The sequence below is a fragment of the Allobosea sp. genome (assembly GCF_030694325.1).
Classification (GTDB): Bacteria; Pseudomonadota; Alphaproteobacteria; order Rhizobiales; family Beijerinckiaceae; genus Allobosea.
In genome coordinates, this window is sequence record NZ_JAUXYO010000274.1 from 1 (window position 1) to 8,568 (window position 8,568).

The window sequence follows — 8,568 nt, forward strand, 5'->3', positions numbered from 1 at the left end:
CCTCGGACAAGATCTCCGAGGTGATCGCGATGATCGACGAGATCGCCTTCCAGACCAACCTCCTGGCGCTGAACGCGGCCGTCGAGGCGGCCCGCGCCGGGGACAGCGGGCGCGGCTTCGCGGTCGTCGCCACCGAGGTCCGCAGCCTGGCCAAGCGCTCGGCGGATGCCTCCAACGACGTCAAGAAGCTGGTCGAGGCGGCCCATGGCGACGTCAAGGTGGGTGTCGGCCTCGTCGAGGAGACGGCGCAGATGTTCGAGGCGATCGTGTCCTCGGTGAACGACCTGACGGGGCTGATGAACGGCATCTCGCAGACGGCCAAGAGCCAGGCCAGCGACGTCTCGGCGATCAACACCGAGATCGACGGTATCGGCTCGATGGCGCATCAGAACGCAGCCCTGGTCGAGGAGACCAATGCCGCGCTGGCGCTGACCGACGAGCAGACCCGTGCGCTGAGCGAGCACATCGCGCGCTTCCGCTTCCGCGAGGGCCACGGCTCCGACAAGGCCCATGCGATGGCCGAGGCCGCCTGAGCGGATACCGCCACCCGACACGACATCCGAAGGCCCCGCCAGCACCCTGGCGGGGCCTTCGCCGTAGCGGGGCCGCCTCGCATGACGCTTGCGGCCGCCTCGGCCGCGATGCTAGGCGGGATATGGGCCGGTAGCTCAATGGTTAGAGCTCGCTGCTCATAACAGCGCCGGTGCCGGTTCGAGTCCGGCCCGGCCCACCATTTCCGATCAGAATTGACGGGGCGACCGTTCCAGTCCTCGACGCCATAGCCTCCTTGCATCAGGCGCGAGCGGTGGGCGAAGCCACGGAGATCGTCGGTGTCGAACCAGCGAGCGCTGCGGAGCGTCGGCTTCGTCACTGGCTCGCCGTTACGCCGCCGTCGACATAGACAATCTGGCCAGTCATGTAGCTGCCTGCAGGGGCGGCGAAGGTGATGATCTGCCCGACCACCTCGACAGGGTCGCCGATCCGCCCGAGCGGGTTGCGGTCAAGGGTGAAGTCGCGAAAGCCCTCGCGTTCGAGATGATCGCGAATCCGCTCGGCCTCTGCCTCCGCACCGACGAGGAAGATCCGGTCGTAATCCATCACCACCGTCGCGCGGGTGCCGACGATTTCGAGCCGGTCGGGGGGCTCAGCCGAAAACACCCACTGCCGCCGAGAAGGTCTGGTTGTTGGCGTCCCACCACGTTCGGCTACTGGCGCTGCGCGGCCGGTCCATCGAACGGGACTGCCTGAAGATGGGCCTTCCAATCGCCATGCAGATTGCTGAAGCGCGGCCATCGCGCTTCAGCATTATGGTCAGAAGGTCAGGCTGACAGCCCGTACTCCCGTCGCAGGATGTCGGCAGCCCGCTCGCCGACAACGGCGCAAGGAGCCATAGTGTTGCCGGTCGTGACACGCGGCAGTACGGAGCCATCGGCGATCCGAAGGCCTGTGATCCCGTGCACCGCGAGCTTGGCGTCCACGACCGACATGTCATCGGACCCCATCTTCGCAGTGCCGCATTGATGCCAGTAGGTCACCGCTGCGTCCCGGATGAACGAGTCGTCGACTGACCGATCGTCTCCGGGGATACGCTCACTCCTGACGAAGGGTTGGAAGGCTTCGCTGCGACCGATCTCCCGGCTGAGCTTCACACAGGCGCGAGCCGCCTCCAGGTCCCGCGGATCCGACAGCATGTTGGCATCGACGATCGGCATCGTGCTGGGATCGTCAGATTTGAGGCGGATCCGGCCGCGACTATAGGGCCGAGCCAGTCCGGCGAACATCGTCCAGCCATGGGCCGGCACCCCCAGCTGTGCCGTCCGTTCGCTCGGGACTGGAAACTCCACCTGGCAGAACAGCAGATCCGGCTCGGTGAGGTCGGGACGGCTCTTCCAATAGAGTTTCGCCTCGCTGCCACTGTTGCGCGGCGGAATCGGCTCCCGGTATTCCCATGTGCACCCAAACGAGACGTGATCCTGTAGGTTGCGGCCGACGCCTGGGAGGTGACGGATGACGGGAATGCCGAGCTGCCTGAGTTCGTCGCGATCGCCGACCCCCGACAGCATGAGCAGCTTCGGCGTATTGATCGCGCCGGTCGAGATCACGACCTCCGTTCCTGCGTTGATGGCCGAGATCGAGCCGGCGCGTTCGATCTCGACGCCGGTCGCGCGGCGCCCTTCGAACAGGATGCGCCGGACATTCGTTTCGGTCAGGATCGTCAGGTTGGGGCGATCGGCAATCGGCCGGACATAGGCCCGGTAGAGGGAGTGCCGCTTACCCTCGCGCACCAGCACGTCCGAGTAGGCGACACCTCCCTCGCCCTCCATCATCGCGCCATTGGGATGATCGAAGCGGGGAATCCCGAGGCCTTCTGCCGCATCGAGCAGGGCGCCGGCGATGGGGCTCGGGTCCTTGGCGGGCTGAACCCAGACCGGGCCGGTGGTGCCCCGGTATTTCGGATCCGGCTTGCCCTGCCAGTTCTCGATATTGCGATAGATGTCGAGCACCGAGCGGTAGCTCCAGCCGGCATCGCCCGTCTCGGCTGCGAAGTGATCCCAGTCGCTGCGGTGGCCGCGGGCCCAAACCATGACGTTCACGCTGGAGCCGCCTCCAAGCCCCTTGCCCATCGACATGGAGAGGGCCCGGCCGTCGAGATGCGGATTGGGCTCGGCCTGAAACCCCCAGTCGCGGTTCGAGCCGAGATTGGTGGGCCACAGAGAAGGGTTGAGCACGGACTCCGCCTCGTCGTCCGGTCCGGCCTCGATCAGCAGAACGCTGCAGGCTGGGTTGTCGGCGAGGCGACGCGCGATCACGGATCCTGCCGAGCCGGCTCCGCAGATGATGAAGTCGTATGTCGATTGCAGATTGGCTTTGCGTTCCGCCTGGTTGTCGCGTGCGCGTCGTTCGAAGCCCCCGGCATCGCCGGGGGTGTGATCGTCAGTCATCGTTCGGTCTTTCTTGATGTCTTGGGGCTGCCCCGAGAGCAGCTGAAGGAGGTGGCTGGCGGGCTATTTCGCCGCGGCGGCGGCCTGCTGGGCGGCCTGGTCGATCACGTCGGCGACGACCTTGGCTTGCGTCATGAAGAGCGCATGGCTGGCCGAGACCTTCGTGACCTTGGCGCCGATGCGCTTGGCCATGTGGTCGAGCATGGCCTGATCGAAGGCCTTGTCCTCGCTGGCGATCACGGCCCAACTCGGCTTGGTGCGCCAGGCGGCGGCTTTCAGCTTGGTGCCGAAGGCCGAGAGATTGATCGGCACCTGCGAGTCCCGCATGAAGGCGACATCGGCATCGCTGGCGTCGTGGGCGAAGCCGGCCTTGAACTTGTCGCGATCCACGAAGGCGAAGCCGTCCCGCGCCTTGTCGAGGACGAACTCGGTCGCCGGCGCGAAGCCCTCGTATTGCTGGGCCGTCGTCTCGCCGGCATCGGGGGACAGGGCCGAGACATAGACGAGGCCGGTGACCTTCGGATCCACGCCGGCTTCAGTGATGACGGTGCCGCCCCAGGAATGCCCGACCAGGATGGTCGGACCATCCTGCCGGTCGAGAGCCCGCTTGGTGGCCGCCACGTCGTCTTCGAGCGAGGTCAGCGGATTCTGGACGATCGTCACGCGGTAGCCGCGAGCCGTGAGCAGGTCATAGACGCTGCGCCATCCCGAACCATCGGCGAACGCGCCGTGGACCAGAACGACATTTTTCGCAGGCTGCGCCGTGCTCGCAGTCTGGGCGAGAGCGGCCTGCGACATGCTGCCGACGGCGGCTGCGGCGAGAAGGGTGTTGCGGATCGACTTGTTCATGACGGTGTTCCTCGGATTTAATTATTGCGGAAACCATTATTGCGATAACAAACATGTCGGTTACGGGCAGGCTTGTCAATCAGACATTTGTCGCGATATATGTTTTCGAGATCACGGTCCCGTGACCCGCGTCCAAGGAGCCGCTGATGACCGAAGCCACGACCCCTCCGCCGGTGCCGCTGGAGGATCAGCTCTGCTTTTCGATCTATTCCGCCGAGATGGCGATCCAACGAGCCTACAAGCCTCTGCTCGATGGCCTCGGGCTGACCTATCCGCAGTATCTCGTGCTCAATGTGCTCTGGCGGGAAGACGCCCAGACCGTTGGAGGCATCGCGCAGCAGCTCGCCCTGGAATCCAGCACGCTGACGCCGCTGCTCAAGAGAATGGAAGCGGCCGGCCTGCTGCGTCGCACCCGCAATCCCGAGAATGAGCGCCAGGTCATCATCGCGCTCACCCCGGAAGGTGACAGGCTTCGCTTTCGCGCGCGCTGCCTCAACGACAATCTGCTCCTGGCATCGGGACAGACGGTCAGCGACCTTGGGAAGCTCAACCAGCTGATCCGGCAACTTCGCGACGCGATCTATGCCCATACCGGAGCCCCAGGCGTGGGAGTGCCGGGAATGGACCCCGAACCCAAGGGGCTAACGGCGAGAGTTGAGGCGGGCTAGACCGTCGGCACGGTCCCGCCGTCGATGACGTATTCGGTTCCGGTGATGCTTCCGGCTCGGTCCGAGGCGACGAACGCGATCAGGCTTGCGACTTCGTCGGTGCTGGCCGGCCGGCCGATCGGGATGCCGCCGAGGGAATCCATGATCATCTTCGTGCTCGCCTCGACGCTGACGCCCTGTTGCTCGGCGAGGCGCTCCGCGAAGTGCATCGATCCTTCCGTAGCAATCCAGCCCGGCGAGACACGGACGACCCGCACGCCTTTGGGGGAGACCAGCTTGGAGAGGCTCTTGCTGTACGAAGAGAGCGCAGCCTTCGCTGCCGCGTAACCGATCGTCGCTTCCGTCAGCGGCATGACGCGCTGGATCGAGGTGACATGGACGACCACGCCGCTGCCTTGCGCCGTCATCGCCGGCACCAGCTCTCGATCGAGGCGAATGGCCGGCATCAGGTTGAGGTCGAGCTCCTTGCGCCATTCCTCGTCGGTCAGCGCCTCATAGCCTCCTGCCGGGGCGGAGGAACCGCCCAACATGTGCACGATGATGTCCACGCCGCCCAAACGCTCCCGAACGGCCTGCGCCAGCTGCGCGCAGCCCTCCGGCGTCGTAAGATCGACGCCGACGAACATCTCGGCCGGCAGATCCTCCGGCTTCGACCTGGCGCTGGTCAAGACCTTGGCGCCCAGCTCGCGGAAGAGCTTGACGGTCGCGGCGCCTGCGCCGCGTGTACCGGACGTCACGAGCGCCCGCTTGCCTTCGAGGCTGAGGAACGGGTTCACAGGGTGATCTCCAGTTCGCCGATCTTGTCGCCTTCGAGGCGGAAGAAATACCGCAGATCGATCGGGCTGCCCGGGAAGTCGCCCTCGACATGGCAGGTCACGACGATGCGGCCACGCTCACGTTCGGTCGCAATCGGCGTCGACGTGGCGGTGAATTTCTTCGAGTAGTCCGCTTTCCACTGGCGGATCTCGTCGCGCCCCGTGTGGACGTGGTTTTCGTCCCGGACAGTCGCGTTGTCCGAGAAGCAATCGGCCATCGCTTGAGGATTGGGATCGAGATCGGCAGTGAAGTACCGCGCGATCGGCGTGGGAAGTTCAAGGGACATTGTTGTTCTCCTCATGTGATGAAGCCGGTAGATGTTCGCGCCCGCTGATCTGTTGAGATCTTCCGCTGCGGTTGCTTCCACGGACATCACCCTAGCGATGGACAATGGGGTTGATAATCGGGATAAAGCGGGATGAAACGTTGCGAAATCCGGGACAATGATCGGCCACAACCTCATCGAGCTCGATGCCGTCATGGCAGTTGCGCGTCGCAAGTCGTTCCGGGCAGCGGCTGTGGAGCTGCAGATTTCCACGACGGCGCTGAGCAATCTGATCGGGAAGTTCGAAAAGCAGCTGGGTGTCCGCCTGTTTAATCGCACGACCCGCAGCGTCTCGCTCACCGATGCGGGCAGAAACTTCGTCGAGCAGGTCGGGCCCGCGCTGGTCGACATCCACAGCGCCATGGACAGCGCGATGTCCCAGCAGGAGACGCCTTCCGGGACGATCAGGATCAACGCCTTCCCGACCGCAGCCAGGGAGATCCTAGAGCCGCTGGTATTTGAGTGTCTGCGCCGATACCCGAAGGTTCACATCGACCTCGTCACCGAGGGGCGCTTGCTCGATGTCGTGGCCGAAGGTTTCGATCTCGGCGTCAGAAGCGCGGATTTCGTGCCCAGCGACATGATCGCCGTTCCGATCGGCCAGGCCCGATCCTACGTCGTCGTGGCGTCGCCAGCTTATCTGGAGGCGCATGGCAAACCGCGCGTGCCCCTCGATCTCCTCAATCACACCTGCATCCGCATCCGGCTACCCGATGGCGGCATCTACAAATGGCATTTCGAGAAGGACGGCCAGCCAGTCCAGGTGGACGTCAAGGGGCCCATCACTCTCGACGAGGCCAGCCTCTCTCGGACCACCGTCATCCGCGGGATCGGCCTGGGCCTGTTCATGGAATCGGACGTGCGTGAAGACCTCGCGGCCGGCCGCCTGGTCCGCGTTCTGGAAGACTGGATGAAGCCTGTGGCGCCGCTGTGCCTGTACTACCCAGGCCGGAAGAACCCATCCGCCGCGTTCAAGGAATTTATCAACCTCGCACGCGAGTTTGCGGCGGCTTCAAGAGCCGATCCGGGATCACGCCACGTTCAAACTGCATCGCGATGAAGGTCCGATTGTCGGCGGGTGCTCGACGTCAGCAGTTTGGCGCTGCGCGGGCCCTCGCGCTGTTCACCGACGAAGCCAAGGTTCATGCGGATGGGCGGCGCGGACTCGATTTCCAAGCTTCCGCTTGCGTCAGGCTCCGGAGCAGGCGGACCGGCTCCGGAGCCACCGACGTTCGTTCTACGGCTTGGCACTCGCGGCCATTGCAGCGCGCGCCTGCTCGACCAGATCGGTGCCGATCCTCTTGCTGTACTCCACCACGACGGGGGCGACGCGTTCGCGCATGGCCGTCATCGCCTCGGGCGAGGGCTGGGTGATCTTGAACCCCTTCGCCACGAGCTGGCTCTCCAGCTCCTCCGACGCCTTGCGTGAGACATTGCGCTGGAAGGTCGCCGATTCCTTGGCCGCTTCCATCACCAGAACCTTGTCCTTGTCGGAAAGACTTCCGAACCACTTGCGGCTGGCGAGCAGGACAAACGGCGTGTAGACGTGCCCCGTCTTGGCCAGATGGCTCTGCACCTCATAGAACCGCGCGGTGTAGATCAGGGCGTACGGCGTCTCCTGGGCGTCGACGGCGCGGTTCTCGAGCGCGCTGTAGAGTTCCGGCCAGGGCAGCGGCGTCGGATTGGTGCCCAGAGCCTTCCAAGTGGCGATGAAAAGCGGGTTCGGAATGACCCGGATGTTGAGCCCGGCCATGTCCTGGACGGTGTTCACCGGGCGTTTCGCGTTGGTCATGTGGCGGAAGCCATTGTCCCACCAGGCGAGGCCGACGATCCCGGTCTTTTCCCGCAGCTGGGCAAACAGTTTCTCGCCGACGGGGCCGTCCATGACGGCATCCACCGCGGCGAAGTCCTTGTAGAAGAACGGCAGATCGAAGATCATGAACTGCGGCACGACGCCGACGAGGTTCGGCGTCGGCCCGACCATGATGTCGATGAAGCCGGCCTGGACGGAAGCCTGCATCTCGGGCTCGCTGCCGAGCACGCCGCTGCCGAAGGTTTCGATCTTGATGCGGCCGCCGGTCTTCTCTTCGACCAACTTGGCGAAATGGCGTGAAGCCTGGCCGACCGGATGGTCGGGCGTCGGCACGTAACCAAGGCGCGCATTCTGGGCAATGGCGGGTGCGGCGGCCAGAAGCCCGCCGAGCAGAACAGCAGTTCGAAGCAACGTCTTCATCTCATCCTCCCATGGATTATGTTATCGGCGCGAGAATTCAGTGCGGCTCTATGCGAGGACACGTTCTGCGCATTGATATCTTAGTCTGTCAGCTGAGGTGCTGATCTGTATTGTTATCCAGCCGTAACGCTTGTTCTTTCCAGGTCGTCTCCGCTGATGTTGGTCCGTCGCGCCTCCAATGGACAGCTGTCGGCATCGACTGGGATGTCGGGGATCACGGCATGTGTGTCCTGCAGCAAGGGCTGCGCCACCAATCGCTCATCAAGTGATCTCGACATGGCGCCCACTCCGGACCCTCGCCATCTTACGGCGGCGAATGACCACAATGTGGTCAATGTGTCCAATTATTCATGATGAGCTGACGAATATCCGGTTGTCAATGCTGGGAGGTGGGACATCGCCGCTGGCCTGGGACGCGATCGGACCATCTGCAAGTCCTGACCTCGTCAGACATCGTCCTGTGTTGTGCGCAGATCCGGGCGACGCGCAGACTTGGGGACGCCGGACACGCTCGCGGAGATCCTGCCGGATCTTGGAGAGACACCTGCACGGCGACGCGTTTACTGCGTCCGCTAGCTCCAGCGTCGGGTTCAGCGTCCCGACACTGGAGCGTTCGTCGGTCGCCCGTTCACCGGCTCGGTGAGGGAGGCCTCAATGGAGCCACTTCGCCGGCACCGTCACCAAGGGCGGGAAGACCACCAGCAGCGCGATGAGGAGCATCTGCGCCAGAAGATA

General features: G+C 64.2%; 9 protein-coding genes and 1 tRNA gene. 4 read left to right on the forward strand and 6 right to left on the reverse strand.

Annotated features, from left to right (window positions below; all coding sequences use genetic code 11):
- Together Q8M82_RS17720 and Q8M82_RS17725 are read left to right on the forward strand one after the other, a co-directional pair.
- Positions 1–533 (forward strand): methyl-accepting chemotaxis protein (locus Q8M82_RS17720; protein WP_305692638.1); only part of this gene is annotated, 533 nt, incomplete at its 5' end.
- Between the two features lie 124 nt (positions 534–657).
- Positions 658–733 (forward strand) — tRNA-Ile (locus Q8M82_RS17725).
- A gap of 134 nt (positions 734–867) precedes the next feature.
- Here the strand turns inward: Q8M82_RS17725 and Q8M82_RS17730 are convergent.
- The 3 genes from Q8M82_RS17730 to Q8M82_RS17740 form a co-directional block, all read right to left on the reverse strand.
- The gene (locus tag Q8M82_RS17730; RefSeq protein ID WP_305692639.1) at positions 868–1,158 is read right to left on the reverse strand and encodes an SDR family oxidoreductase; all 291 of its coding nucleotides are present in this window, start codon (positions 1,156–1,158) and stop codon (positions 868–870) included.
- A 161-nt stretch (positions 1,159–1,319) separates the two neighbouring features.
- Positions 1,320–2,942 carry a GMC family oxidoreductase gene (locus Q8M82_RS17735; RefSeq protein WP_305692640.1) on the reverse strand — a complete coding sequence of 541 codons (1,623 nt, stop codon included), beginning with the start codon at positions 2,940–2,942 and terminating at the stop codon, positions 1,320–1,322.
- 63 nt (positions 2,943–3,005) lie between these two features.
- On the reverse strand, positions 3,006–3,791 hold the full coding sequence (locus Q8M82_RS17740) for an alpha/beta fold hydrolase (protein ID WP_305692641.1): 786 nt from the start codon (positions 3,789–3,791) through the stop codon (positions 3,006–3,008).
- Positions 3,792–3,937: 146 nt separating this feature from the next.
- On the opposite strand from Q8M82_RS17740, the gene Q8M82_RS17745 reads away from it, so the two are divergent.
- Positions 3,938–4,459 (forward strand): MarR family winged helix-turn-helix transcriptional regulator, encoded by a 522-nt coding sequence (locus tag Q8M82_RS17745; RefSeq protein ID WP_305692642.1) that lies wholly within the window; start codon positions 3,938–3,940, stop codon positions 4,457–4,459.
- Here the strand turns inward: Q8M82_RS17745 and Q8M82_RS17750 are convergent.
- Positions 4,456–5,235 (reverse strand): SDR family oxidoreductase, encoded by a 780-nt coding sequence (locus Q8M82_RS17750; RefSeq protein WP_305692643.1) that lies wholly within the window; start codon positions 5,233–5,235, stop codon positions 4,456–4,458. The genes Q8M82_RS17745 and Q8M82_RS17750 overlap by 4 nt on opposite strands.
- Positions 5,232–5,642, reverse strand: coding sequence for a nuclear transport factor 2 family protein (locus Q8M82_RS17755; protein ID WP_305692644.1), 411 nt, complete (start codon positions 5,640–5,642; stop codon positions 5,232–5,234). The genes Q8M82_RS17750 and Q8M82_RS17755 overlap by 4 nt, the downstream gene beginning before the upstream one ends.
- 76 nt (positions 5,643–5,718) lie before the next feature.
- On the opposite strand from Q8M82_RS17755, the gene Q8M82_RS17760 reads away from it, so the two are divergent.
- Positions 5,719–6,660 carry a LysR family transcriptional regulator gene (locus tag Q8M82_RS17760; protein ID WP_305692645.1) on the forward strand — a complete coding sequence of 314 codons (942 nt, stop codon included), beginning with the start codon at positions 5,719–5,721 and terminating at the stop codon, positions 6,658–6,660.
- A gap of 177 nt (positions 6,661–6,837) precedes the next feature.
- Here the strand turns inward: Q8M82_RS17760 and Q8M82_RS17765 are convergent, their stop codons facing one another.
- Positions 6,838–7,833 carry a TRAP transporter substrate-binding protein gene (locus Q8M82_RS17765; protein ID WP_305692646.1) on the reverse strand — a complete coding sequence of 332 codons (996 nt, stop codon included), beginning with the start codon at positions 7,831–7,833 and terminating at the stop codon, positions 6,838–6,840.
- Between the last annotated feature and the right edge of the window lie 735 nt (positions 7,834–8,568).

Excerpts from the sequence above, each read along its gene's own strand:
- Q8M82_RS17735 (WP_305692640.1), bottom strand. The coding sequence starts at position 2,942 with ATGACTGACGATCACACCCCCGGCGATGCCGGGGGCTTCGAACGACGC.
- Q8M82_RS17740 (WP_305692641.1), bottom strand. The coding sequence starts at position 3,791 with ATGAACAAGTCGATCCGCAACACCCTTCTCGCCGCAGCCGCCGTCGGC.
- Q8M82_RS17745 (WP_305692642.1), top strand. The coding sequence starts at position 3,938 with ATGACCGAAGCCACGACCCCTCCGCCGGTGCCGCTGGAGGATCAGCTC.
- Q8M82_RS17765 (WP_305692646.1), bottom strand. The coding sequence starts at position 7,833 with ATGAAGACGTTGCTTCGAACTGCTGTTCTGCTCGGCGGGCTTCTGGCC.
- Q8M82_RS17760 (WP_305692645.1), top strand. The coding sequence starts at position 5,719 with ATGATCGGCCACAACCTCATCGAGCTCGATGCCGTCATGGCAGTTGCG.